At 61.0% G+C, this 23,699-nt stretch carries 22 protein-coding genes; 11 read left to right on the forward strand and 11 right to left on the reverse strand.

Going from position 1 to position 23,699, the window contains the following annotated elements:
- Positions 1-152: 152 nt before the first annotated feature.
- The gene (locus NIM87_RS10780) at positions 153-1,757 is read left to right on the forward strand and encodes a bifunctional metallophosphatase/5'-nucleotidase (RefSeq protein WP_254674662.1); all 1,605 of its coding nucleotides are present in this window, start codon (positions 153-155) and stop codon (positions 1,755-1,757) included.
- Between the two features lie 69 nt (positions 1,758-1,826).
- Here the strand turns inward: NIM87_RS10780 and NIM87_RS10785 are convergent, their stop codons facing one another.
- Positions 1,827-2,078 (reverse strand): GlsB/YeaQ/YmgE family stress response membrane protein, encoded by a 252-nt coding sequence (locus NIM87_RS10785; protein ID WP_254674663.1) that lies wholly within the window; start codon positions 2,076-2,078, stop codon positions 1,827-1,829.
- Between the two features lie 166 nt (positions 2,079-2,244).
- Between NIM87_RS10785 and NIM87_RS10790 the strand changes: the two genes are divergently transcribed.
- Entirely contained in the window at positions 2,245-2,760 is a 516-nt protein-coding gene (locus tag NIM87_RS10790) for a hypothetical protein (RefSeq protein WP_254674664.1), read from the forward strand.
- Positions 2,761-2,914: 154 nt separating this feature from the next.
- Here the strand turns inward: NIM87_RS10790 and NIM87_RS10795 are convergent, their stop codons facing one another.
- The 6 genes from NIM87_RS10795 to NIM87_RS10820 form a co-directional block, all read right to left on the reverse strand.
- Complete coding sequence (locus NIM87_RS10795; protein WP_254674665.1) at positions 2,915-3,958, reverse strand: Gfo/Idh/MocA family protein; 1,044 nt, start codon at positions 3,956-3,958, stop codon at positions 2,915-2,917.
- Between the two features lie 120 nt (positions 3,959-4,078).
- On the reverse strand, positions 4,079-4,867 hold the full coding sequence (locus NIM87_RS10800; protein WP_254674666.1) for a ThuA domain-containing protein: 789 nt from the start codon (positions 4,865-4,867) through the stop codon (positions 4,079-4,081).
- Positions 4,868-5,041: 174 nt separating this feature from the next.
- Positions 5,042-6,046, reverse strand: a complete 1,005-nt coding sequence (locus tag NIM87_RS10805) for an ABC transporter ATP-binding protein (RefSeq protein ID WP_254674667.1) — start codon at positions 6,044-6,046, stop codon at positions 5,042-5,044.
- A 12-nt stretch (positions 6,047-6,058) separates the two neighbouring features.
- Complete coding sequence (locus NIM87_RS10810; protein ID WP_254674668.1) at positions 6,059-6,904, reverse strand: carbohydrate ABC transporter permease; 846 nt, start codon at positions 6,902-6,904, stop codon at positions 6,059-6,061.
- Complete coding sequence (locus NIM87_RS10815; protein ID WP_254674669.1) at positions 6,904-7,884, reverse strand: carbohydrate ABC transporter permease; 981 nt, start codon at positions 7,882-7,884, stop codon at positions 6,904-6,906. The genes NIM87_RS10810 and NIM87_RS10815 overlap by 1 nt, the downstream gene beginning before the upstream one ends.
- Before the next feature lie 91 nt (positions 7,885-7,975).
- Positions 7,976-9,244 (reverse strand): ABC transporter substrate-binding protein, encoded by a 1,269-nt coding sequence (locus NIM87_RS10820; RefSeq protein ID WP_254674670.1) that lies wholly within the window; start codon positions 9,242-9,244, stop codon positions 7,976-7,978.
- Positions 9,245-9,733: 489 nt separating this feature from the next.
- Between NIM87_RS10820 and NIM87_RS10825 the strand changes: the two genes are divergently transcribed.
- The 7 genes from NIM87_RS10825 to NIM87_RS10855 all read left to right on the forward strand — a co-directional run bounded on the left by NIM87_RS10825 (position 9,734) and on the right by NIM87_RS10855 (position 16,418).
- A complete protein-coding gene (locus NIM87_RS10825; RefSeq protein WP_254674671.1) occupies positions 9,734-10,753 on the forward strand; it encodes a LacI family DNA-binding transcriptional regulator in 1,020 nt (339 codons plus the stop codon).
- A gap of 378 nt (positions 10,754-11,131) precedes the next feature.
- Complete coding sequence (locus tag NIM87_RS10830; RefSeq protein WP_254674672.1) at positions 11,132-12,238, forward strand: ABC transporter substrate-binding protein; 1,107 nt, start codon at positions 11,132-11,134, stop codon at positions 12,236-12,238.
- 50 nt (positions 12,239-12,288) lie between these two features.
- Positions 12,289-13,167 carry an ABC transporter permease gene (locus tag NIM87_RS10835; RefSeq protein WP_254674673.1) on the forward strand — a complete coding sequence of 293 codons (879 nt, stop codon included), beginning with the start codon at positions 12,289-12,291 and terminating at the stop codon, positions 13,165-13,167.
- A complete protein-coding gene (locus tag NIM87_RS10840; protein WP_254674674.1) occupies positions 13,164-13,955 on the forward strand; it encodes an ABC transporter permease in 792 nt (263 codons plus the stop codon). Before NIM87_RS10835 ends, NIM87_RS10840 begins: the two co-directional genes overlap by 4 nt.
- Before the next feature lie 4 nt (positions 13,956-13,959).
- Positions 13,960-15,030 (forward strand): ABC transporter ATP-binding protein, encoded by a 1,071-nt coding sequence (locus NIM87_RS10845; RefSeq protein WP_254674675.1) that lies wholly within the window; start codon positions 13,960-13,962, stop codon positions 15,028-15,030.
- Between the two features lie 90 nt (positions 15,031-15,120).
- Complete coding sequence (sseA, locus tag NIM87_RS10850; RefSeq protein WP_254674676.1) at positions 15,121-15,954, forward strand: 3-mercaptopyruvate sulfurtransferase; 834 nt, start codon at positions 15,121-15,123, stop codon at positions 15,952-15,954.
- A gap of 56 nt (positions 15,955-16,010) precedes the next feature.
- On the forward strand, positions 16,011-16,418 hold the full coding sequence (locus tag NIM87_RS10855; RefSeq protein WP_254674677.1) for a VOC family protein: 408 nt from the start codon (positions 16,011-16,013) through the stop codon (positions 16,416-16,418).
- Here the strand turns inward: NIM87_RS10855 and NIM87_RS10860 are convergent.
- From NIM87_RS10860 to chvE, 4 genes are all read right to left on the reverse strand, one after another.
- The gene (locus NIM87_RS10860; protein ID WP_254674678.1) at positions 16,415-17,080 is read right to left on the reverse strand and encodes a class I SAM-dependent methyltransferase; all 666 of its coding nucleotides are present in this window, start codon (positions 17,078-17,080) and stop codon (positions 16,415-16,417) included. The genes NIM87_RS10855 and NIM87_RS10860 overlap by 4 nt on opposite strands.
- Positions 17,081-17,241: 161 nt before the next feature.
- Positions 17,242-18,525, reverse strand: a complete 1,284-nt coding sequence (gene mmsB, locus NIM87_RS10865; protein WP_254674679.1) for a multiple monosaccharide ABC transporter permease — start codon at positions 18,523-18,525, stop codon at positions 17,242-17,244.
- The gene (gene mmsA / locus NIM87_RS10870; protein WP_254674680.1) at positions 18,522-20,054 is read right to left on the reverse strand and encodes a multiple monosaccharide ABC transporter ATP-binding protein; all 1,533 of its coding nucleotides are present in this window, start codon (positions 20,052-20,054) and stop codon (positions 18,522-18,524) included. Before mmsA ends, mmsB begins: the two co-directional genes overlap by 4 nt.
- Positions 20,055-20,224: 170 nt before the next feature.
- Positions 20,225-21,301, reverse strand: coding sequence for a multiple monosaccharide ABC transporter substrate-binding protein (chvE, locus tag NIM87_RS10875; RefSeq protein ID WP_254674681.1), 1,077 nt, complete (start codon positions 21,299-21,301; stop codon positions 20,225-20,227).
- A gap of 498 nt (positions 21,302-21,799) precedes the next feature.
- Here chvE and NIM87_RS10880 point away from each other — a divergent pair, with 498 nt between their 5' ends.
- Positions 21,800-22,522 carry a FadR/GntR family transcriptional regulator gene (locus tag NIM87_RS10880; protein WP_254674682.1) on the forward strand — a complete coding sequence of 241 codons (723 nt, stop codon included), beginning with the start codon at positions 21,800-21,802 and terminating at the stop codon, positions 22,520-22,522.
- Between the two features lie 60 nt (positions 22,523-22,582).
- Complete coding sequence (locus tag NIM87_RS10885; protein ID WP_254674683.1) at positions 22,583-23,536, forward strand: sugar-binding transcriptional regulator; 954 nt, start codon at positions 22,583-22,585, stop codon at positions 23,534-23,536.
- Positions 23,537-23,699 lie beyond the last annotated feature (163 nt).

Here is a 23,699-nt window from a genome sequence, read left to right on the forward strand (position 1 = left end):
TGTCAGGAAATTTGACCAAAAGGTCCACTTTTCAGTGTCACAATTACCTGATTAACTGTTCGTTGACGCAGCCGGCGGGGCCCTCAGGCGTCTGGGTCCGGTCTGGCAAGGATTAACGTCGATCTGAAAAAAGCAACAAAGGGACAACAGGGATGAAGAAACTGCTTCTGGGCGCGACCGCGCTTACCCTCTGCGCCGGATTTTCCAGCGCCGCATATGCCGAGTTCACATTGAACATCCTGCATATCAATGACTTCCACTCCCGCTTCGACCCGATCACCGGCACCGATTCCAATTGCGACGCCGAGACCGATGCGGCCGGCGAATGCTTTGGCGGCATCGCCCGGCTCAAGACCATCATCGACGACACGCGCGCCAAATACGAAGGCGGCAATTCGCTGCTGCTCTCTGCCGGCGACAATTTCCAGGGTTCGCTCTACTACACCACTTATAAGTCCAAGGTCGTTTCCGACTTTTTCAACCAGATGGGCTTTGACGTTGTCGGCACCGGCAACCACGAATTCGACGATGGCCCCGAGGAATTCCTGAAGTTCATCGAAGCTGCCGAATTCCCGATCATCGGTGGCAATTTCGACGTCTCCAAGGACCCCAGCCTGGCCGGCAAGATCAACGGCTCGATCGTTGTTGAAGTGGGCGGCGAAAAGATCGGCATCATCGGTGCCACCACCGAAGACACCCCCGACATCGCTTCACCCGGCCCCAATGTCGAGTTCACCGACGTTGTTCAATATGTCCGCGGCGCCTCCGAGGCGCTGGACGCGGCTGGCATCAACAAGATCATCCTGGTCAGCCACATCGGCTATACTGTCGATATGGAAGTGGCAGCCGCTCTCCCGCTGGTGGACGTGATCGTGGGTGGCCACAGCCATACCCTTCTCTCCAACACCGCGGAAAACGCAGCCGGCCCCTACCCCACCATGGTGACCAATCCTGCCGGGGTTGAAGTGCCGGTGGTTCAGGCCAATCAGTATGGCAAGTATCTTGGCGACATCGCCATCACCTGGGACGACGACGGCACTGTCATCAGCGCCGAAGGCGAACCCTACCTGATCGACGCCTCGGTTACCGGCAATGAAGACTTCAAGACCCAGCTGGCCGACCTTGCCGCGCCCATCCAGGAAGTGATGAACCAGGTCATCGGCACCGCCACCGAGAGCATCGAAGGTTCGCGTGACGTTTGCCGTGCCATGGAATGTTCCATGGGCAACCTGGTTGCCGACGCCATGCTTGACCGTGTTGCCGACCAGGGCGTGACCATCGCCATCCAGAACGGCGGAGGCCTCCGCGCCTCCATCGATGCGGGCGAGATCACCATGGGTGAAGTCGTCACCGTCCTGCCCTTCTCCAACACGCTCGCCACCGTCGATCTCTCGGGTGCCGATGTGATCGAGGCGCTCGAAAACGGCGTCAGCGATGTCGAAAACGGTGCAGGTCGCTTCCCGCAGGTTGCCGGTCTCAAATACACCGCTGATCTGACCAAGCCCGCAGGCGAACGCATCAGCGATGTCATGGTTGGGTCGGGCGACAGCTTCGCGCCGATTGACGAAGACGCAACCTTCACCATCGTCACCAACAACTACATGCGTGGCGGCGGCGACGGCTATGGCACCTTTGCCGAAGGCGACAACCCGTATGATTTCGGCCCGCCGCTGGAACAGGTCCTGGCCGACTACATTGCCAAGCAGGGCGGCGAATACACCCCCTATACCGATGGTCGCGTCACCATCGTGAAATAAGGTTCGGCATAGCCGAAACGGAAAGGGCGCCCATCGGGCGCCCTTTTTTCATGCGGCGAGGGTCGAGGCTCAGGCGCGCCGCGCAATTTGCCCCCAGGCGAGCAGAATAATGACAGCGCCGATAATGGCGCCGATGAAGTTGGCCCCGTCTCCCGGCCCATACCAGCCGATCTGCTGACCCAGCCATGTCGCCAGCACCGAACCCACGATGCCCAGCACCGTGGTGAGAATGAAGCCGCTCGGCTTTTTGTCGCCCGGTGTAATCCACTTGGCGATCAGTCCCGCGAAAAATCCAATGATGATGGCCCAGACAATGCTCATGCGACGCTCCTTTTTCTGATCATAGAAATTGGTACGGCCCCGGCAGGTTGCAACGCGTCGAAAAAATAGAAAGCCGATTGTGATCGACCCGGTCGCAACCACAGCCGCCAGCGCTCGTTGTCTGACTGTTCAAGTGGGGGGCACATCCCACAACAGGAGCGAAACTATGAAAAAGACTATTATTGCAACCACTATCGCAGCACTTCTGGCATCGAGCGCGGTGCCGGCCATTGCACAGGACGCCGCAGTTGGTGTCGGCGTGGACGCTGGTGCAGGCGTTTCCGCTGAAACGCCCGCTCTGGATGCCAAGGCTGGTGCCGGCGTCGATGCGTCTGCAAATGCAGCCGCAAATGCCAGCGACATGGCCGACAACAACTATGGCTCGGTCGTAGCCGCTCTCAAGAGCAACGCCGATTTCGACTTCACGGCAGTAACCGAAGACACCGAGATCACCATTGTGCTGCTCTCGTCCCTCAAGGGCGAAGCTGAAAACAATGCCGCCGCGCTCGACAATGAGCTTGCTGCCAATGCAGATGCCCAGGCCGACCTGAGCGCCAGCATTTCTGAAAATGCTGCCATCATGGCCAAGCTCGAAGCCGAGGGCTATGCCGCCGAGGACGTGGTCACCCTCAAGACCAAGGCCGACGGTTCGGTTATCGTCTATGTCGACGACCGCGCCTAATTAGGCGACCAATGAGGAAGGCCCCGGCATTGCCGGGGCCTTTTTTGTTGGGGTAAAACAGCACGCTGGCTCGCCCCGCTCTGGCCCTTGCGCTAGGCCCTGGCCTCGAGGGCGAATGTAACTCGCTTCGCCCTACGGACGTGGCCCGAGCCAGTCAGACCCGATGCTCTGTCCTGTCCCGATCGGTGACCGTCGCCAGATCCAGCACCTTCTGGATGTTGGTGGCATGCCGGAAACTGGGTTCCAGGTTCTGCCCCGAGCGGCACGCTTGGACAAAGCGCTCATAATTGGTGGGCACAGGATCGACATCCACCTCGGTCCAGGTGCCGGTTTCGGCATCGTGCCCCAGGCAGGTGAACAACTTGGACCAGTCATGGCGATGCTGGATCTCCACCGATCCCTTCTCGCCATACACCCGCAGCCGCAGCTCGTTGAAATGCCCGGTTGCCCAGCGCGAAGCATGCACCACGCCCAGAGCCCCGTTTTCGAGCTGCGCCGTCATGGCAAAGCTGTCATTGGCGTCGAGGTCATATTCCCCGATCCGGTTGCCCTCGGCCTTGTCGAAAGTTTCGAGACGACAGAACACTTTGGAAAAATCGCTGCCTGCGCCATAGGCGGCAAAATCGAGGATATGCACGCCGATATCGCCCAAAACGCCGTTTGAGCCGTGCTTTTTCGACAGGCGCCACAGCCACTGGCTTTCGGTCCGCCAATCGCCCCAGGCCTTGGATACCAGCCAGCTCTGCAAATAGCTGGCCTCGAAATGCTTGACCGTGCCCACTGCGCCCGACTGCACGATCTCGCGTGCCTTTTGTAGCTGCGCAACGTTGCGATAGGTCAGGTTGACCATGTTCACAAGGCCCAGCCGCTCGGCCGTCTCGGTCATTTCCATGGCGCGCGCATGGTCGGTCGCCAGCGGCTTTTCGCAGAATACGTGCTTGCCTGCGGCCAGCGCCGCCATAGTCGTGGGATAATGCACGCTGTCGGGCGTCACATTCGCCACCGCGTCGAACTCGCCCCAGGCGAGCGCCGCATCGAGCGAGCCAAAGCCGCGCTCGATGGAATGCGCCGCGCAGAATGCCTCGACCCGCGCCGGATCGACATCGACGCCGCCAGCAAGGGTAACCCCTTCGATGCCCGCGAAATTCTTGGCATGTGTATTGGCCATGCCGCCGGTACCCAGAATGAGGATACGCATAATGTTATTCCTTCGGGGTCACCGCCCCGTCTAGATGTGCACGGGTCGATCCCGCCGCGGCGGAAGCCCTGTTTCAATCAATGGAGGCCCCCGCCTGCGGCGGGAGCCTCCGGGGGGAGATCAGCTTTTCACCTGGCCGGCATGTTCGGACGACGACAGCTTGGCGCCGCGCTCCTCGATGGGCTCGATAGCTTGGGCAACCGGCGTGTTCGGCGCCTTCATCAGATGGGAATGGCGGGTGCCGTCATAGGCCCAGTTCACCGCATTGCGCAGGACCTGCCCGACATTGGCGTCGTGATAGGTGGGATAGGTCTCGTGGCCGGGGCGGAAGTAGAAGATATTGCCGGCGCCGCGCCGATAGGTGAGGCCCGAGCGGAACACTTCGCCACCCTGGAACCAGGAGACGAAAACGGTTTCGAGCGGCTCCGGCACGCTGAAGGGCTCGCCATACATCTCTTCGTATTCGAGCTCGAAATAGGGCGGCAACCCCTTGGCAATCGGATGGCCGGGATTGACCACCCACAGCCGTTCGCGTTCGCCCGCTTCGCGCCAGTGCAGGTTGGCGGGCGACCCCATCAGTCCCTTGAACACCTTGGAATGGTGCCCCGAGTGCAGCACGATCAGCCCCATGCCCTGCCAGACATGCTCCATGACGCGCTTGACCACGACATCATCAACCTTGTCATGGGCCGCATGGCCCCACCAGACCAGCACATCCGTTTCGCTCAGCGCCGCCTCGCTGCAGCCATGCTCGGGCTCCTGCAGCGTCGTGGTCTTGACCGAGATATTGGCGTCCTCTTTGAGCAGCGCGGCAATCTGGTTATGCATGCCATTGGGGTAGTTGTCGGCGACGACCTTGTTCTTCTGTTCGTGAACGTTCTCGCCCCAGACCAGGGTACGGATCGGCATGATGGACTCCTAATATTCGTGCCCGGCAGGGAGTCGCCGGGGTAATGCCTGATTGTCTGCGTCATTCCCGCAAAATCGGGAACCCCCGTTTTCTCAACTGAGGTTCCCGCCGAGAGGGACACGGTGTTTGAAGAAGGTGACGGCCACATGGCCGCCACCCTAAGAAATCAACGCCTAGCGGATCGGTTTGCCGGCCTCGTCAAAGCGGTGGACCTTGTCTTGCATGGGTGAAACCCTGAGGACTTCACCGCTCTTGTAGCGGGCAGCCCCTTCAAGGCGGACCACGACCGGCTCTTCGGCGCCCATTTCGAGATAGACATAGGCGTCAGCGCCCAGGTTTTCGGTGTGGATTACGGTGCCCTCCCAGATGCCGTCATCCTTGATCTGGAGGTGTTCGCCGCGAATACCCAGGGTCGAGCAATCGAAGTTGGCAGCCTTCTCCCCGGCAATAAAGTTCATTTTGGGCGAGCCAATAAACCCGGCAACGAAGATGCTGTCCGGCTTCTCATAGAGCTCCATGGGCGTGCCCACCTGCTCGATCAGCCCGTCTCGCAGCACGCAGATGCGGTCAGCCAGCGTCATTGCTTCCACCTGGTCATGCGTCACATAGACCATCGTGGTCTCGTGCATGCCCTCATGGAGCTTGGCGATCTCGATGCGGGTGGCAACGCGCAGCGCCGCGTCAAGGTTCGACAGCGGCTCGTCGAACAGGAACACCTTGGGGTCGCGGGTGATAGCCCGGCCGATGGCAACACGCTGGCGCTGGCCACCAGACAATTGCTTGGGAAGCCGGTCGAGATAGTCCCGGATCTGCAGCATGTCGGCGGCTCTTTCGACGCGCTTGCGGATGTCTTCCTTGTCCTTGCCCTTTTCGAGGGTCAGGCCAAAAGCCATGTTCTCGTAAACCGTCATATGCGGGTAAAGCGCGTAAGACTGGAACACCATGGCGATGCCGCGCTTGGACGGCGCCAGCGCATTGACGACCTTGCCGTCGAACAGCATTTCACCCGAGGTGATGTCCTCAAGTCCCGAAATCAGCCGCAACAGCGTCGACTTCCCACAGCCCGATGGGCCGACGAAAACCATGAACTCGCCCTTGCGGATTTCGAGATCAACGCCCTTGATGACGTTCACGATGCCGAAGGACTTTCGGATGTTGCGAAGCTCGATGCTTGCCATTGTTGTTTCTCCCTAACCCTTGACGCCACCGGCGGTCAGGCCGGACACAATTTTGCGCTGGAATATCAGCACCAGAATAACCAGCGGCACGGTGACGATCACCGATGCGGCCATGATGGCGCCCCACGGAATTTCATACTGCGAGCCGCCCGAGAGCAGCGCGATGGCCACCGGCACGGTTCGCGTATCGTTGGACGAGGTAAACGTCAGCGCGAACAGGAACTCGTTCCAGGCGCCGATGAAGGCCAGAAGGCCCGTGGTCACCAGCGCCGGCCACATCAGCGGCATGAATACGCGCGTGATGATCACCCAGGGCGTCGCCCCATCGACAATCGCGGCTTCCTCGATCTCGATCGGCAATTCACGCATGAAGGTGGTCAGCACCCATACGGTGAAGGGCAGGGTGAAGATCGTATAGGAGAAGATCAGCGCCCAGGGCGTGTTGTAGATGCCCAGGAAGCGGATGACTTCGAACAGGCCTGCGAGCACCGCGATCTGCGGGAACATCGACACCGCCAGGATGGTCATCAGCAACAGGCTCCGGCCCCGGAACCGCACGCGGCTGAGAGCAAACGATGCCGTCACCGCCAGGAACAGCGCCAGCAACACCGTAACCGAGGCGATGAACACCGAATTGAGCAGGTTGCGCGGGAAGCTGCCGACCCGCAGCACCGATTCATAGTTCTGGAGGCTGAACGAGGTCGGCCAATAGGTGATGCGGAACAGGTCCGTACCGGATTTGAAGCTCGTCAGGATGGCATAGTAGAACGGGAACACCGACACCACCACGATCACCACGACCAGCAGGTAGAACAGAGCCGTCTTGGTCAGCTTCCAGAGATCGAAACTGGCGGTCATCAGCGGTCTCCCCCATCAAAATTCACCTTGCCCAGCCAGATGTAGAGGATGGTGAACGCGGCGATGATCAGGAACAGCAGCGTCGATTGCGCCGATCCATACGCAAAGTTGTCGAAATCGAAGAGGTTTTCTCGCGCCAGCACCGACATGGTCTTGGTTGCGGCGCTATTGGGCGTCAGCACATAGATCAGGTCGAAGATGCGCAGGGCATCGAGCACGCGGAAGATGATCGCCACCATCAGCGCCGGACGCACCAGCGGCAGGGTGATCTTGAAGAACTGCTTGACCGGATGCACGCCGTCGATGTCGGCGGCTTCATAGATGTCCTTGGGGATCATCTGCAGGCCGGCCAGGATCAGCAGCGCCATGAAGGGCGTCGTCTTCCAGATATCGACTACCAGCACCGCGGTCATTGCGGTTTCCGCCGTGGCAGTCCACGCAACTTTCTGGCTCAACAAGCCCAGGCGCAGGCCCAGGTCATTGAGAATGCCAAACTGATCGTTGAGCATCCAGCCCCACATACGGGCCGAAACGATGGTGGGAATGGCCCACGGAATGAGAATGGCGGCGCGCACAATGCCCCGGCCCCTGAACTCGGCATTGAGCACCAGCGCCACGATCATGCCCAGCACGGTTTCCCAAAGCACGGACCAGAAGGCGAAGCGCACGGTATTCCAGACCGCGTTCCACCATGCCGGGTCCACCAGCAGGCCGCGATAGCGCACCGTCCCGCTTTCGAGCACGGACCACCGCAGGTAATTGCCGAAACCGATCCACTCGGCGCCGTACAAATTGTTCAGCGAGGCGTCGGTAAAGGAGAAATAGATCGAACGCAGCAAGGGCCATCCGGCCACAATCGCCAACGCGATCAGCATGGGAAGAAGGAACCAGCGCGCTGCGCGGACGCGCTGCTGCATCAGTTCCGATTTGATCTTGGCTCCGGCCGACACAACCGGTGACGCCATTGTCTCAGTCGCCATCTCGTCCCCTACCCACTTATAATTGCTTGATCTTTACGCGAAGCGGGCGGCGGGAAACCCCGCCGTCCGCTCGCTTGGGCCCTGGGAGGACTTACCAGGCGTCGCCCTTGAGGTCGGCCAGATCGGCCTCGAGCAGTTCAAGGTTCTCCGAAGCCGAACCATTGCCCGAAAGCGTGTTATGCACGGCGCTCCAGAACAGCGAGGAAACCTCGTTGTAATTGGTCTTGGTCGGAGCAGACGGACGCGGCACGGCGTTCTGGAAGATTTCCTTCCAATTGGCCATGAACGGGGACGCTGCCAGCACGTCGGCATCTTCGTAGAGAGCCTCGATGGTGGGCAGGTTCGACTGGTTGATCGCACGTTCCTTCTGGACTTCAGGCGAAGCCAGGAACAGCGCCAGCTCGATTGCCGCATCGGGATCCTGCGAGTACTTGGACACCGCATAGTTCCAACCGCCCAGCGTTGCCGCCGAACGTGCGTCCGGGCCTTCACCAGCCGGCAGCGGAGCAACGTCGAACTTGCCCTTCACCGGCGAGTCATCGCCATTGCCCAGCGAGTAGGCATAGGGCCAGTTGCGATGGAACACGGCATTGCCGAGCTGCCAGACGCCACGGCTTTCTTCTTCCATATAGGCCAGGTTGCCTTCTGGAGAGATGGTGCCGATCCAGCTTGCTGCCATCTCGATGGCCTTGGCAGCCTGCTCATTGTTGATCGAGATGGTGCCGTCGGCTTCCACGATCTGGCCGCCGCCATAGGACTTGACCCATTCCAGGGCATCGCAGGTCAGGCCTTCATAGGCATTGCCCTGGAACACGAAGCCCCACATGTCGGGATTGCCCGCAGCACGTTCGGCATCCATGATTTCCTGCGCCGTGGCAGTCATCTCGACCCAGGTGGTCGGGACTTCCTTGTTATACTTCTCAAGCAGGTCGGTGCGGTAGAACAGCGCCGGTGCGTCGGTAAAGGCCGGTACGGCAACCAGACGGCCATCCACAGTCTGGGACTCGATGATCGAGGGGAAGTGCTGGTCAACGACACCTGCAGCGGCTTCGGTCAGATCGAGGAACTGATCGGCAAGCTGGGGAGCCCAGATCACGTCGGTGGTGTAAACGTCGATGTCGGTGTTGCCGGCAGCAAGCCACAAGCGGTACTGGCCGAACTGGTCGGTGGTCGAAGAGGGCATCGGCACCACAGTCACGGTGTGGCCGGTCTGCTCTTCGAACTTGTCGAGCTGGGACTGCAGGAACGCCAGGCCATTGCCGGTATCGCCCGAAACCACGGAGAGCTCGGCAGCCTGGGCGGAGCCCGCCACCAGCGTTACGCTCGTCAACAGACCGACGAGCAACTTGTTCATCTTCATTGGAAATCCTCCCGAAAGAAACAGTTACGGGAGAGGCGCGTTGAACAGGCCCAGCGCGTTGACGCCGGACCGGGTCTCCTCCCCCTCAAAAGCACCCCACTGAACCGATTTTGTCGTTCAGTTTTAAAGCGCTTTGGAAGATAAGGAAACAGAGCCCCGAAAATCTGTCAAGCGCCACTCCATCTGATTTTTTGAAATTCTCGGCAAACGCCGCGATTTTCGTTTTATTTTCAATGCTTTAAAAATCCACAGGCTTTTGAGGCCGCGAAAATAGCGGCCCCGACCCTGATGTACGCACCTCATTTATCTGAAACGATTTCGGCCTCTTGCTTCAAAATTTGAAATCGCTTTGAATAGCTTTAGGAGGAGAATGGCAGGAACCCCTGTTCAAAAGGGACTGCCTGCCCTAATGGCTGAACGAACCGGAATTTTCGCACCGCAAATCCCTTGTGGCCGGAGCGTCAGACCTTACGGGGCCGTATCGCCGCCATGAGATTGAAAGACCTCGCCGAACATCTCGGCCTGTCGCAAACCACGGTCAGCCGTGCGCTCAACGGCTATCCTGAAGTCAATGAAGCCACGCGCCTTCGCGTCGCCGAGGCCGCGAACACGCTTGGCTATCGCCCCAATGCCAGCGCACAGCGCCTGGCCACCGGCCGGGCCGGCGCCATTGGCCTTGTGCTGCGCGGCGCCGATGAGCTTGGTCCGCACATGTCCGAATTTTTGTCCGGTGTTGGCAGCTATATGGCCAACCAGGAAATCGACATGCTGGTCTCGACAGTCGCCAACCACCAGGAGGAACTGGCCGCTTATCGCCGTCTGGCCGCCAGCCAGAAGGTCGATGCGGTCATCCTCCATTCGCCCACGATCCGCGATGAGCGCGCCGAATTGCTGATGGATCTCAAGATCCCCTTCGTCCTGCACGGGCGCACCGATATCGGCAGGCCCGTTGCCTGGCTGGACATCGACAACACCAGCGCACTTGAACGCGCCACAAGCCACCTGCTTGACCTTGGACACCGGCGTATCGCCCTGCTCAACGGAGACAAGGGGCGCACTTTCGCCGAACATCGTGAAATGGGTTATCGCGCAGCGCTTTCCGCACGGGGCATTGCGGTGGATCGCGCGTTGATCGGCAATTCGGTTTTCACCGATGAAGTCGCCTTCCGTATCGCCCAGTCCATGCTGCAGCTGCGCCCCCATCCTACGGCCTTTCTGGCCGGCTCGATGATGACCGCGCTTGGCGTTTTCCGCGCCATTCGCCAGGCCGGAATGCAATTGGGCAAGGACGTCTCCATGATCGCCCATGACGACGTATTCCCCTATCTCAATGCCGACAACATGTACCCGTCCATGTCGACGACGCGCTCCTCGATCCGCCAGGCCGGCACTCGCATCGCCGAGCTGATCATGCAGATCCTCGCCGGCAAGCCGCAGGCTGATGTGCATGAGCTCTGGCCAGTCGAGCTGGTGCTGCGCGAAAGCTCCGGCCCGCCACCGTCAATCTAGGCTTCCAGCAGGCGGGAAGCCCGTCACAATCTGTCCGGGTGCCGATTTCATCTGGTCTGCAAATGTCAATCCCAGCCCCCCGGACGTCGCTCGCAACAGCTCACTCAATCCCGTCGAGGTGCAGGAAGCTTGGGATTTTTGACCATATGGACAACACTGTCACAATAGCGCACTGTCCCCTCGCAGCTGGGAGATGCGGGCAGATGGACGAGGTGGACGCAAGCTGTTGAACCTCAGGGCGGGTTGACTGCTCAGGCAGCCACCGGCCTTGTCACCCAACCGTCATAGCGCTGTCATCTCACCTCTCTACTCCCTCACCGAGTTCGCCGGAGCGACCGACAATCGGGCGTCTGCGAAAGATCATCCAGGGAGTCAAAAATGACCTTCAAGTCCGCCCTTACCACGTCGGTCTCTCTTCTGACCGTTCTGAGCTTTTCCGCCCCGGTCTTCGCCCAGACCGATATCGACGCTCTCTATGAAGCCGCCAAGGCAGAGGGCATGCTGACCACCATCGCCCTGCCCCATTCCTGGTGCGGCTATGGCAAGGTCATCGAAAGCTTCAAGGCCAAATACCCGGGCATCGAAGTCAACGAACTGAACCCCGATGCCGGCTCGGCCGATGAACTTGAGGCCATCCGCGCCAATGTCGGCAACATGGGCCCGCAGGCGCCCGACGTGCTCGATATCGGCCTCGCCTTTGGCCCGCAGGCCAAGGAAGAAGGTCTGCTCCAGCCCTATATGGTCTCGACCTGGGACGACATTCCGGCCGACGCCAAGGACGCCGAAGGCTATTGGTATGGTGACTATTATGGCGCCATGGCCATGCTGGTGAACACCGATCTGGTCTCGACCCTGCCCACCGACTGGTCCGACCTGACCAAGCCAGAATACGCCAACTCCGTTGCGCTCGCCGGCGACCCGCGCGCCTCCAACCAGGCCATCCAGGCCGTCTATGCCGCTGGCCTTGCCCAGACCGGCACTGACGAAGGCGCGGCCCAGGCCGGTCTCGACTTCTTCAAGGCGGTCAATGACGCCGGCAATTTCGTCCCCGTTATCGGCAAGGCCGCTTCGGTCGCCCAGGGCACCTCGCCGATTCTGATTGCCTGGGACTACAACCTGCTCGCCTGGCGCGACAGCTTTGAAGGCAATCCGCAGGCCGAAATCGTCGTGCCGGCCAATGGCGTTGTGGCGGGTGTCTATGTGCAGGCCATCTCGGCCCATGCTCCGCACCCCAATGCCGCCAAGCTCTGGATGGAATACCTCTATTCGGACGAAGGTCAGCTCGGCTGGCTCGAAGGCTATTGCCACCCGATCCGCTTCAATGCCCTGGCCGATGCCGGCGTGATCCCGCAGGACCTGCTCGACGCCCTGCCGCCCGCTGAGGCCTATGCCAAGGCCGCCTTCCCCAGCATCGAGCAGCAGAACGCTGCCAAGGACGTGATCACGTCCGGCTGGGACAGCACTGTCGGCGCCAACGTTCAGTAGCATCGCGAGGGGCCCGCGCCTTGCGGGCCCCTCCACAGTCACGGCGCACAATGACCGAAATCCCCGCTCCAGGACGACCGATCCGCCGCCTTAACCTTGAATGGCTCGGCGTTGCGCCCTTCATCATCTTTGCGGTGATGTTCCTCATTCTGCCCACGCTCTATCTGGTGAGCGCTGCCTTTGTCGGTCGCGACGGCCAGCTGACTTTCGACAATATCGCGGGCCTGTTCACCGACCAGATTCTGGCCGCCTACTGGATCTCCATCCGCATTTCGGCGACGTCGGCGGGGATCGGCGCCATTGCGGGCCTTGCCATCACCCTGGCCATAATCCGCGGCCGCCTGCCCGATGCGCTGCGCTCCGCGATCATGACCTTTTCCGGGGTCGCCTCCAATTTTGCCGGCGTACCGCTGGCCTTTGCCTTCATCTCGACCCTGGGGCGGCTTGGCCTCGTCACCATTATTCTCAAGGCCCTGTTCGACATCGACATCTATCGCGCAGGGTTCAACATTCTCTCCTTCTGGGGCCTGACGCTGACCTATCTCTACTTCCAGATTCCGCTGATGATCCTGATGATCGCTCCGGCTGTCGACGGATTGAAGCGGGAATGGAGCGAGGCCGCCCAGACCCTTGGCGCGTCCTCCTGGCAATTCTGGCGCCATGTGGGCTTTCCCATTCTCTGGCCCAGTTTCCTCGGCACGCTGAGCCTGTTGTTTGCCAATGCCTTCGGAGCCATCGCTACCGCCTATGCGCTGACCGGCTCCTCACTCAACATCGTGCCCATCCTGCTCTATGCCCAGATCCGCGGCGACGCCCTGCAGAACCCCGGTCTTGGCGCCGCACTGGCCCTGGGGATGATCGTCATCACCGCCTGCGCCAATATCATCTACCTCGTCATTTCCGCCCGCGCCGAAAGGTGGATGCGATGAAGCCGAACAAGCTCTGGGCCTGGATTGTCTTCGGCATCGGCGCCGCCTATTTCCTCGTGCCGCTGATTGCCACCTTTGAGTTCTCCCTCAAGATGCGGCGGGGCTATTACAGCTTTGACAGCTATGCCTCGGTCTTCTCCGATCCGCGTTTTCAGACCACGTTCGGCTATTCCACGCTGATCGGCCTGTTTGCCATCGTCGTTGGCATTCTTGTCGTCGTCCCGGCGGTCTATTTCGTGCGCCTGCGCCTGCCACATCTCCGGCCGCTGATGGAATTCATCACTCTCCTGCCGCTGATCATCCCGGCCATCGTCTTGGTCTACGGCTATATTCGCCTCTATAACTCAAGCTCGATCATTCCCTTCACCGGCTCGGCGCTGGGCACCGACGTCCTGCTCACCTGCGCCTATGTGACCCTGGCCCTGCCCTATATGTATCGCGCCGTCGATACCGGCATGCGCGCCATCGACATCAAGACCCTGACCGAAGCCGCCCAGATCATGGGCGCCGATACAGCGCGCATCATCACCAGCATCATCCTGCCCAATATTCTGGTGGCCGTGCTGTCAGGCGCCTTCCTCACCTTTGCCATCGTCATTGGCGAATTCACCATTGCCAGCCTGCTCAATCGCCCGGCTTTTGGTCCGTATCTGCAAAACATCGGGGCAAACCGCGCCTACGAGCCTTCGGCGCTGGCCATCATTTCCTTCATCATCACCTGGGGGGCGATGGGCATGATCCAGCTTCTGGCGCGTTTTGCGCCGCGCACCTCGGCCCGCACGGATTGACCCCATGAGCGACGAACACTTCCTCCGCGTCGAAAACCTCACCAAGACCTATGGCACCACCACTGTGGTCAAGGGCGTCAGCTTCGACTTCGCCAAGGGCGAGTTCATCTCCCTGCTCGGTCCCTCCGGCTGCGGCAAGACCACCATCCTCAGGATGATCGCCGGCTTCGAGACGCCGAGCCGCGGGTCGATCACCGTCGATGGCGAGAACATCACCGCCATCCCACCCAATCAGCGCCGTCTCGGCATGGTGTTCCAGGCCTATGCTCTGTTTCCCAATCTGAACGTGGGCGACAATATTGCCTTCGGCCTCAAGGTCGCTGGCATTGGCAGGGACGAGCGCCGCACCCGCGTCGAGGAAATGCTCAAGCTCATTGGCCTGCCCGGCTATGACAAGCGTTTCCCCTATGAATTGTCGGGCGGCCAGCAGCAGCGCGTCGCCCTCGCCCGCGCCATCGCCCCGCGCCCGCGCCTGCTGTTGCTCGATGAGCCGCTGTCCGCCCTCGACGCCAAGATCCGCGTATCCCTGCGCCAGGAAATCCGCGCCATTCAGCGTGAACTGGGCATCACGACGGTCTTTGTCACCCACGACCAGGAAGAGGCGCTGTCCATTTCCGACCGGATCGTGGTGATGAATGCGGGCGATATCGAGCAGCTTGGCACGCCCCACGACATTTACAATCGCCCCGCCACCCGCTTTGCCGCCACCTTTGTCGGGCAGCTCAATACCCTGCCTGCACGCATCTCGGACGCTGCCGCCGGTCAGGCCAACCTTGGGGGCCGCACCATCACCCTGCCCGGTCTGCCGTCAGGCATCGTGAATGGAGCCGAGATCGGCCTTGCCATCCGGCCGGAAATGCTGTCCCCCGTGCCGCGCGCCGAAAGCGATATCTCGCTTGATGGCACCATCCATGATGTCAGCTTTCTCGGCTCGGTGGTTCGGCTGCGGGTCGACCTGCAAGGAACCATGGTCAATGTGGATACGTTCAACGACCAGTCCGCTGTCCCGCCGAGCCGTGGCGATGCGGTTGCCGTTCATATGGCATCGCGCGACCTCATGATTCTGCCGCGTTAGCAGTCTGCTGTGTCCGGGTGCCGAATGGTGCTTGCCGCGGCACCATGCGCGGGGCTACCACCGTTTGGAACCCCGGCCCGGAGCCTGCCCATGACCCCGCCCTTCGTCTCCACCGCCTGGTTGGCCGACAATATGGCACGCCCCGACCTAGTCGTTGTGGACGCCAGTTGGCACCTCCCCAATGCCTCTCGCAATGCCCAGGCCGAATACCTGGCTGGGCACATTCCGGGCGCCGTATTCTTCGATATCGACGGCATTGCCGATACCTCCACCGACCTGCCGCACATGCTGCCCAGCCCCGCCGAATTTGCCCGCGCCGTCGGCGCACTGGGCATTTCGGAGGACATGACCATCGTCGTCTATGACGAAATCGGCCTCTTCAGCGCGCCCCGCGTCTGGTGGACCTTTCGAGCTTTCGGCGCAAAGAACGTCGTCATGCTGGAGGGTGGCGGGCCGAAGTGGCGGGCCGAGCGCAGGCCGCTGCAATCAGGACTCGTGAACCGCGAAAGAGTGCGCTTCGAGGCCAGCTTCGATACTCACACCACGGTCGATTTCGAGGCCGTTTTAGCCAATTTGCGCAGTCATGCGGCGCAGGTCGTTGATGCCCGACCCGCCCCGCGCTTCCACGGCGAAGTCCCCGAGCCGCGCAGGGGCCTCAAACCCGGCCATATTCCCGATAGCCTCAATGTGCCGGTCAGCCTTCTGACCGAGGGTGGCCAGCTCAAATCGCCCGACCAATTGCGCGCCCTATTTGCCGAGCGCGGCATTGATCTCGAAAAGCCCCTGATCACCTCCTGCGGCTCCGGCATCACCGCCGTGACCCTTGCCCTGGCGCTCGAACAGGCCGGCGCCAAGGACGTTGCCGTCTATGATGGCTCCTGGGCCGAATGGGGTGCCCACAAGGACGCCGAGATCGAAAGCTAGACACCGGGCGCCTGATTGCGACGGATTACGCGTCTCCAGCAAAGCAAGGAGTTCACATGATCGATCACACGGGTATCGTCGTCACCGACCTCAAGAAGGCCCGCCGCTTTTACGATGCCATCGCCGAAGCACTCGGCCTGCAGACCATCGACAATGGAACTGAAGCCTTCTTGTTCGGCAAGAGCGCCCAGGAACCCATCCCCTACCTCTGGATCGGCACCACCCGCCCCTCCTATTGGATCGAGGGGTCGCGCGCCGGCATCAACCAGATGCATGTTGCCTTCCAGGCCAGGGACCAGGCCATGGTCCACGCCTTCTACGAAGCGGCCCTTGCGAACGGGGGCATGGACAATGGCGCACCAGGGCCGCGGCAGGGTGCAGGCGAATATTTCGGCGCCTTCGTGCTCGATCCTGATGGCAATAATATCGAAGCCTGCGCCCGCGGCGCGGCGTCCAAGTCCTAGGCGTATGCCACCCAGCCACGGAAATCGAAGGCCGCATAAAACAGACTCACGCCTTCAAACCCCGCTTCCGCCAGCATGGCCTCCTCGTCTTCGGGCGAGAGGAAATGCAGCCGATCCAGCATCATCTGCTGGGCCGCCTCAGCGCTGAGCGCGTCAACCCCGTTTGAAGCGGCAAAGGCCGCGTGGCGCTTTATCCAGAGCTTCCGGCTGGCGTCGTCCTGCGCAAAACTCATATGGGCCAGCACCAGCGGTGCCCCCGGCTTGAGGCGCTGCCGCATGGCCTTGAGGGTCGCCAACCTTTGCTCGCGTGGAATGAAATGGAACACCAGCAGGCAGGTTGCGCCGTCGAACGGCCCTTCCGGCGCCACCTCTATGGTGCCACGATGCAAATGCACCCGCTCTGCATGGTCAACCGTCGCGATCCGCGCCGCTTCCAGCATTTCTGCCGACGGATCGACGCCGTCGAACTGCCAGCCCGAATGCGCCCCCGCCAGTGTCGTCAACTCCATGCCCCCGCCGGCCCCCAGCACCAGCACGCGACCTGTTTCGGGCACTCGTTCGGCCAGCAGCAACTGCATCATCCGATGCAGGCCGGCCAGGCCCGGCACCTGCTTTGGCGGGCCCTCCGCATAGCTATTGGCAATATGTGCAAAGCCGCTCATGGACATCCCCAGCTCATAATGTAACTTTCATTGTTACATAATGAGCTGCCCGTCAACCCCGAACTTCGGCGCTCTCACATGGACGCAGGGCGCTAGCACCCACTTGAATAAAAAGGGCCGCCGGATCACTCCGGCGGCCCTCAAATTCGGCTCCTGAAAGGTCAGGCCGAGCGGTTCTTGTTGTAGAGATCGAAGAACACGGCGGCGAGCAGAACCACGCCCTTGATCATCTGCTGCCAATCGATGTTGACGCCCATGATCGACATGCCGTTGTTCATTACGCCCATGATGAAGGCGCCGATGACCGCGCCGGCCACCTGGCCCACGCCGCCCAGCGCCGAGGCGCCACCGATGAACACCGCCGCGATCACGTCCAGTTCCAGCCCCTGCCCGGCTTTCGGCGTCGCCGAATTGAGCCGCGCGGCATAGATCATGCCGGCCAGGGCCGCCAGCGCGCCCATGATGGCAAAGATGTAGAACGTGGTGCGTTCGGTCTTGATGCCCGAAAGCGCCGCGGCCTTGAGGTTACCACCCAGGGCATAGATGCGACGACCAAAGGTCATGCGCTTGGTCAGGAACACAAAGACCGCGATCAACACGCCCATCACCACCAGCACATTGGGCAGCCCGCGATAGGACGCCAGCATATAGGCGAAGAACAACACCAGCGCCGCGATCACCACATTCTTGATCACGAACAGGCTGAACGGCTCGACATCGTAGCCACGGGCCTTGCGACGGGCACGGGTGCGGATCGAGGAGAATGCCATGCCCACAATCGCCAGAATGGCGATCACCATGGTGGTGGTGTGCAGGACCACGTTTTGACCATTTTCAGCCAGCCAGGGCAGCGTCGTCGGCCCGATCACATCGGGGATGAAGCCGGCGGACAGCATCTGGAACTCAGCAGGGAACGGCCCGACCGACTTGCCGGCCAGGATTGCCAGCGACAGGCCCTTGAAGATCAGCATGCCGGCCAGCGTCACGATGAACGCCGGAACGCGGTGATAGGCGATGATATAGCCCTGTGCCGCGCCGATAGCCGCCCCAACAACCAGGCAGATAGCCCCCGCAATCAGCGGATGGGCGAGGAAAGCCAGCTCCGGCGGGAAGTCCCAGCCGACCATCAGCATGGCCGCCAGCGCCCCGACAAAGCCGGACACCGAGCCAACCGACAGGTCGATATGGCCGGCCACAATCACCAGCAGCATGCCCAGCGACATCACGATGATATAGCTGTTCTGCAGGATGATATTGGTCAGGTTCACCGGCTTGAACAGCACGCCATTGGTGAAATACTGGAAGAACAGCATGATGAGGATCAGCGCCAGCAGCAGGCCGTAATCGCGCATATTGGCGCGCAACGCGCCCACCAGGCTCAACTCGTGGGACTGGGTCGGCTGGGCCGCCGCGCCGGGTCCGGTCGATGCAGTTTCGGTCGTCATGATGCTTTTCCTTCAGCGCGCACGATGGAGCGCATGATCTTTTCCTGGCTCGCTTCGCTTGTGGGCATTTCGCCCGCGATACGGCCCTCGTTCATTACATAGAGGCGGTCGGTGATGCCGAGCAGTTCGGGCATTTCCGAAGAGATGACAAGGATCGCCTTCCCCTGTGCCGCCAGCTGATTGATGATCGTATAGATCTCATACTTGGCGCCCACATCGATGCCGCGGGTGGGCTCATCCAGGATCAGCACGTCCGGATTGGCATAGAGCCACTTGCTGAGCACCACCTTCTGCTGATTGCCGCCCGAGAGATTGCCCACCACCTGATAGACGCTGGATGAGCGGATGTTGGTCTTCTTGCGGTAGTCATTGGCGGCATCGAGCTCGGCGAGGTCGTCAATGACCCCCCATTTCGATACGCCGATCAGATTGGCAATGGTGGTGTTGTGCTTGATGTGGTCGATCAGGTTCAGGCCGTAGGTCTTGCGGTCCTCGGTGGCATAGGCAATGCCATTGCGGATGGCCTTGTCCACAGTGGACGTATCGATCTTCTGGCCGTTGACGAACACTTCGCCGGAAATCTTCTGGCCATAGGACTTGCCGAAAACGCTCATCGCGAATTCGGTCCGGCCCGACCCCATCAGCCCGGCAATGCCAACCACTTCGCCCTTGCGCAGGTTGATGCTCACATCGCGGATGATCTGCCGTTCGCGGTGCTGCGGATGATAGACATTCCAGTTGCGGACCTCGAACACGACGTCGCCCACCTGGGGGGTGCGTGCCGGGTAGCGGTCATCGAGCGAACGGCCGACCATCGAGGTGATGATCCGGTCCTCGGTGATGTCCTGGGTGTCCATGGTCTCGATGGCCCTGCCATCGCGGATCACGGTCACCCGGTCGGCAACGCGGGAAATCTCGTTGAGCTTGTGGCTGATGATGATCGAAGTGATGCCCTGGGTCTTGAACTCGAGCAGCAGATCGATCAGTGCCTGGCTGTCTTTCTCCGAAAGCGAAGCGGTCGGCTCATCAAGGATGAGCAGCTGCACCTGCTTGGAGAGCGCCTTGGCAATTTCGACCAGCTGCTGCTTGCCCACACCGATATTGGTGATCAGCGTGTCGGGGTCCTCGTTCAGGCCCACCATCTTGAGCAGCTTGCGGGCGCCATCGCGGGTCTCATCCCAGTCGATCACGCCGCCCTTGGCCTGCTCATTGCCCAGAAAGATGTTCTCGGCAATCGAAAGCAGCGGCACCAGCGCCAGCTCCTGGTGGATGATGACAATGCCCTTGTGTTCGCTGTCGCTGATCGACTTGAAGTGCTGCTCTTCGCCCTTGTAGACGATCTGCCCTTCATAGGACCCGGACGGATAGACACCGCTCAGCACCTTCATCAGGGTGGACTTGCCAGCCCCGTTCTCGCCGCAGATGGCGTGGATTTCGCCTTCCCGCACGTCCAGATTGACATCGGACAGCGCTTTCACGCCGGGGAAGGTCTTGGTGATGCCGCGCATCTCCAGAATGGTCTTGGTCATGCTGACCCTGTCATTTCAGTGACCTGTCATAGGCTCGACGAAAGGACCTGCCTCTCTACGAACCGGACCTCCCGATCACCCCCTTCAAACTAGAAGGTTGCGCGCGCGAGGTCTTGCGAAAAATCGAGAAAGGGGCCCCGCGCTTGGCGGAGCCCCTCCATTCTTGCAGATTACTGCAGTTCTTCAGCCTTGATGTAGCCCGAAGCGATCACGCGTTCTTCGTAATTGGTCGCGTCGACTTCATACGGGGTCAGCAGGATCGAGGGCACAACCTTGACGCCATTGTCATAGGTGGTGGTGTCCAGGCCGCCCGGCTCGTTGCCCGAAAGCACGGTGTCGATCAGCTGGGCAGTGTACTGAGCCAGTTCGCGGGTGTCCTTGAACACGGTCGAATACTGCTCGCCGGCAATGATCGCCTTGACCGAGGGGACTTCAGCGTCCTGACCGGTCACGATCGGCCAGGCGAGATCGCCCGAGCCATAGCCCACGCCGCGGAGCGACGAGATGATACCGCGCGACAGGCCGTCATAGGGGGCCAGAACGCCGTGGACGACCGAACCGTCGGAGTAGTTTGCCGACAGGATGTTGTCCATGCGGGCCTGTGCAACAGCACCGTCCCAACGCAGGGTACCAACCTGTTCCATGCCCATCTGGCCCGACTTGATGACGATGTCACCAGCGTCGATCATCGGCTGCAGGACGGCCATGGCGCCATCATAGAAGAAGAAGGCGTTGTTATCGTCCGGCGAACCGCCAAACAGTTCGACGTTCCAGGGCTTGTCGTCGCCGAAGCGCTCTTCAAGGCCCTTCACCAGGCTGTTGGCCTGAAGCACGCCCACCTGGAAATTGTCGAAGGTGGTGTAGTAGTCGACATTGCCGCTTTCGCGGATCAGACGGTCATAGGCAATGACCTTGACGCCCTGATCGGCAGCCTGCTGCAGCACGGCCGACAGCGTGGTGCCGTCGATCGAGGCAATCACCAGAGCCTTGACGCCCTTGGTGACCATGTTTTCGATCTGGGCCAGCTGGTTCGGAATATCGTCTTCTGCGTACTGCAGATCGACGGTGTAGCCCATGCCTTCAAGGGCAGTCTTGAGCTCATTGCCGTCCGAGATCCAGCGCAGCGACGACTGCGTCGGCATGGCGATACCGACCTGGCCCTTGTCCTGGGCAAAGGCGCCAGTGGCAGCGGTGGCCAGAACGGCACCGGCAGCGACCAGCGTCGCGATTGATTTGAGAACCTTCACGTCTCGACTCCCTAAAAATATTCGAGATTGGTTGTTTTATGGTCTTCTGGGTTTGGGAAAATCAGGCAGCTGCTACGGACAGGCCGCCCTAAGCGTGGCCATCAGGCCACAACTTCGGACGCCGCTTGGCGCCGCATCTGGTCGGGTCGACACCCTGAGGCATCGCCGCTCGGATCTGCATGAAGTCCTCCGGCACGGACGACATTATTGTCGCCATGGACTCTCCCAAGCCCATAGGCCCGGACGCTAAGACAATCAGATAGGCCTGTAAAGCATCGAGTTGCGTTGGCCGTATATTTTTTCGACTCATGCAATAAAAGGATACGCCCGCTTGCCGCCTCACTCAGCCATGGATATGGTGCCCCAGCCTGAGGGAGGAGCCGTTGTCACGGGCCAAAAAAGAGCCCACAACAGCCCAAAGGTATCAGATACCTTTGAGGAGTTTGAACAATTACGTCCGGTGAATCCCGGCCCGATCAAACCAGCGCCGCCAGCACGGTGGCCGATGATCTGGCCAATGAAATCCTGAACGAGCTAGCGCCAGGCGCCAGCTTGCCGAGCGAGGCCGAACTGGCCGAACGCTATGCCGTGAGCCGACTGACCATCCGCGAAGCCGTCAAGCTTCTGGCGGGACGCGGGCTGTTGGAATTGTCGCGCGGCCGGCGCGCCATCGTGCGCGAACCCGACGGCGCCGCCTTCGCCGACTTCCTTACCTCTATGCTCAACAACGACTCCAAGGGCCTCTTTGACCTGGTCGAGGTCCGCTTGTCGCTGGAGGTGCAAAGCGCCACGCTTGCCGCCAAGCGCGCCAGCCGCGCCGGCATCGCCGCCGTGGAGAATGCCCTGCAAGGCATGCGCGATACCGTCGAGGCCGCCAGCGCCGAAGACCCGGAGGCCGACCGGCGTTTCCACGATTTCGACGTCGGCTTCCATGAGGCCATAGCGCTCGCCAGCGGCAATCGCGTCATGGGCTATCTCTTTGAGGCCATGGCGAGCCCACTGCGGCAAGGCATCCAGATCAGCCGGCGCGGCCATGCCAATCGCGGCCACACCTTGTTTGACACCATTCAGGCGCATCAACGCATTCTCGAGGCCATCCGCGATGGCAATGGCCGCGCTGCCGGGGAGGCCATGCGCCTCCACCTCAAGGACACCGAGCGCGACATCCGCAATGCACTCTCCAGCATGGCCGACCCGCCGACCCGACAGCGCACGCGGTAATCACCCTTGCGGCCAGCCGCGGTATCGGAATAATCGATACAACTTCTGGACGAGGGGCTGATGGCTGCGCGAAACGACAATACTGCGACCCGGCTGGATGATGCGGCGCGCGCCGGCTGGCTCTACTATGTAGCAGGCAACACCCAGGAAGAGATTGCCGCCAAGATGGGGATCTCGCGTCAGTCCGCGCAGCGGCTGGTATCACTCTCGGTCACCGAGGGCCTGATCAAGGTGCGGCTCGACCACCCCATCGGGCACTGCCTCGACCTTGCCGAACGTCTGCGCACCCGATTTGCGCTCGACCACTGCGAGGTCGTCCCGTCCGACCCGGGCAGTTCCTCTACCACCATCGGGGTGGCCGAGGCCGGCGCCGCCGAAATCGAGCGCTGCCTGCGCGCCGCCGATCCCATCATCATGGCCATCGGCACCGGCCGCACGCTCAAGGCGGCCATCGAGCAACTCCAGCCCATGGACTGTCCACACCACAAGGTCGTATCCCTCACCGGCAATATTGCACCCGACGGCTCTGCCGCTTTCTACAACGTCATTTTCAACGTCGCAGATACGGTCAAGGCACGCTCCTTTCCCATGCCGCTTCCGGTCATTGCCTCGTCGGCACAGGAGCGCGAAATGCTCCACACCCAACCGATGATCGCCTCGACCCTCGACCTGGCCGCCCACGCCAACATCACCTTTGTCGGCATCGGCCATCTCGGCGCCGACGCCCCCCTGCTGCTCGACGGCTTCCTGTCCGAAGCCGAGCACAAGGCCCTGCTGAAAGCCGGCGCCGTTGGCGAAATTTGCGGCTGGGTCTTTGATGCCGAGGGCCGGCTGATTGATGGCCTCACCAATGAGCGCGTCGCCTCCGCCCCCATTCCCAGCCGTGAAAATGGTCTCGTTATTGCCCTCGCCATGGGGGACAAAAAGGCATCTGCCATCCGCGCCGCGCTGACACGCCGGCTGGCCAACGGCTTGATTACCGACGAACGCACGGCCGAATTGCTGCTGGCCTAGGCGCACCATCACTGCGCCTGCCGCCCTGCGATATTCCAAGCAATAGCCCATTGTCGGGCGCAACTGCCTGCGACCAACCGAACATGCCTTGACGCACGTGTAGCAAGAATTGCCGCACAAGCCCGCTTGACTCTTCCGCTCAGTTTGTGAACATTTGCCCATC

Source organism: Devosia ureilytica, assembly GCF_024273195.1.
GTDB classification, from domain to species: Bacteria; Pseudomonadota; Alphaproteobacteria; order Rhizobiales; family Devosiaceae; genus Devosia; species Devosia ureilytica.

Bases quoted from the DNA above. Each gene is read 5' to 3' on its own strand.
- NIM87_RS10780 (WP_254674662.1), top strand. From the start codon at position 153: ATGAAGAAACTGCTTCTGGGCGCGACCGCGCTTACCCTCTGCGCCGGA.
- NIM87_RS10785 (WP_254674663.1), bottom strand. From the start codon at position 2,078: ATGAGCATTGTCTGGGCCATCATCATTGGATTTTTCGCGGGACTGATC.
- NIM87_RS10790 (WP_254674664.1), top strand. From the start codon at position 2,245: ATGAAAAAGACTATTATTGCAACCACTATCGCAGCACTTCTGGCATCG.
- NIM87_RS10795 (WP_254674665.1), bottom strand. From the start codon at position 3,958: ATGCGTATCCTCATTCTGGGTACCGGCGGCATGGCCAATACACATGCC.
- NIM87_RS10800 (WP_254674666.1), bottom strand. From the start codon at position 4,867: ATGCCGATCCGTACCCTGGTCTGGGGCGAGAACGTTCACGAACAGAAG.
- NIM87_RS10805 (WP_254674667.1), bottom strand. From the start codon at position 6,046: ATGGCAAGCATCGAGCTTCGCAACATCCGAAAGTCCTTCGGCATCGTG.
- NIM87_RS10810 (WP_254674668.1), bottom strand. From the start codon at position 6,904: ATGACCGCCAGTTTCGATCTCTGGAAGCTGACCAAGACGGCTCTGTTC.
- NIM87_RS10815 (WP_254674669.1), bottom strand. From the start codon at position 7,884: ATGGCGACTGAGACAATGGCGTCACCGGTTGTGTCGGCCGGAGCCAAG.
- NIM87_RS10820 (WP_254674670.1), bottom strand. From the start codon at position 9,244: ATGAAGATGAACAAGTTGCTCGTCGGTCTGTTGACGAGCGTAACGCTG.
- NIM87_RS10825 (WP_254674671.1), top strand. From the start codon at position 9,734: ATGAGATTGAAAGACCTCGCCGAACATCTCGGCCTGTCGCAAACCACG.
- NIM87_RS10830 (WP_254674672.1), top strand. From the start codon at position 11,132: ATGACCTTCAAGTCCGCCCTTACCACGTCGGTCTCTCTTCTGACCGTT.
- NIM87_RS10835 (WP_254674673.1), top strand. From the start codon at position 12,289: ATGACCGAAATCCCCGCTCCAGGACGACCGATCCGCCGCCTTAACCTT.
- NIM87_RS10840 (WP_254674674.1), top strand. From the start codon at position 13,164: ATGAAGCCGAACAAGCTCTGGGCCTGGATTGTCTTCGGCATCGGCGCC.
- NIM87_RS10845 (WP_254674675.1), top strand. From the start codon at position 13,960: ATGAGCGACGAACACTTCCTCCGCGTCGAAAACCTCACCAAGACCTAT.
- sseA (WP_254674676.1), top strand. From the start codon at position 15,121: ATGACCCCGCCCTTCGTCTCCACCGCCTGGTTGGCCGACAATATGGCA.
- NIM87_RS10855 (WP_254674677.1), top strand. From the start codon at position 16,011: ATGATCGATCACACGGGTATCGTCGTCACCGACCTCAAGAAGGCCCGC.
- NIM87_RS10860 (WP_254674678.1), bottom strand. From the start codon at position 17,080: ATGAGCGGCTTTGCACATATTGCCAATAGCTATGCGGAGGGCCCGCCA.
- mmsB (WP_254674679.1), bottom strand. From the start codon at position 18,525: ATGACGACCGAAACTGCATCGACCGGACCCGGCGCGGCGGCCCAGCCG.
- mmsA (WP_254674680.1), bottom strand. From the start codon at position 20,054: ATGACCAAGACCATTCTGGAGATGCGCGGCATCACCAAGACCTTCCCC.
- NIM87_RS10885 (WP_254674683.1), top strand. From the start codon at position 22,583: ATGGCTGCGCGAAACGACAATACTGCGACCCGGCTGGATGATGCGGCG.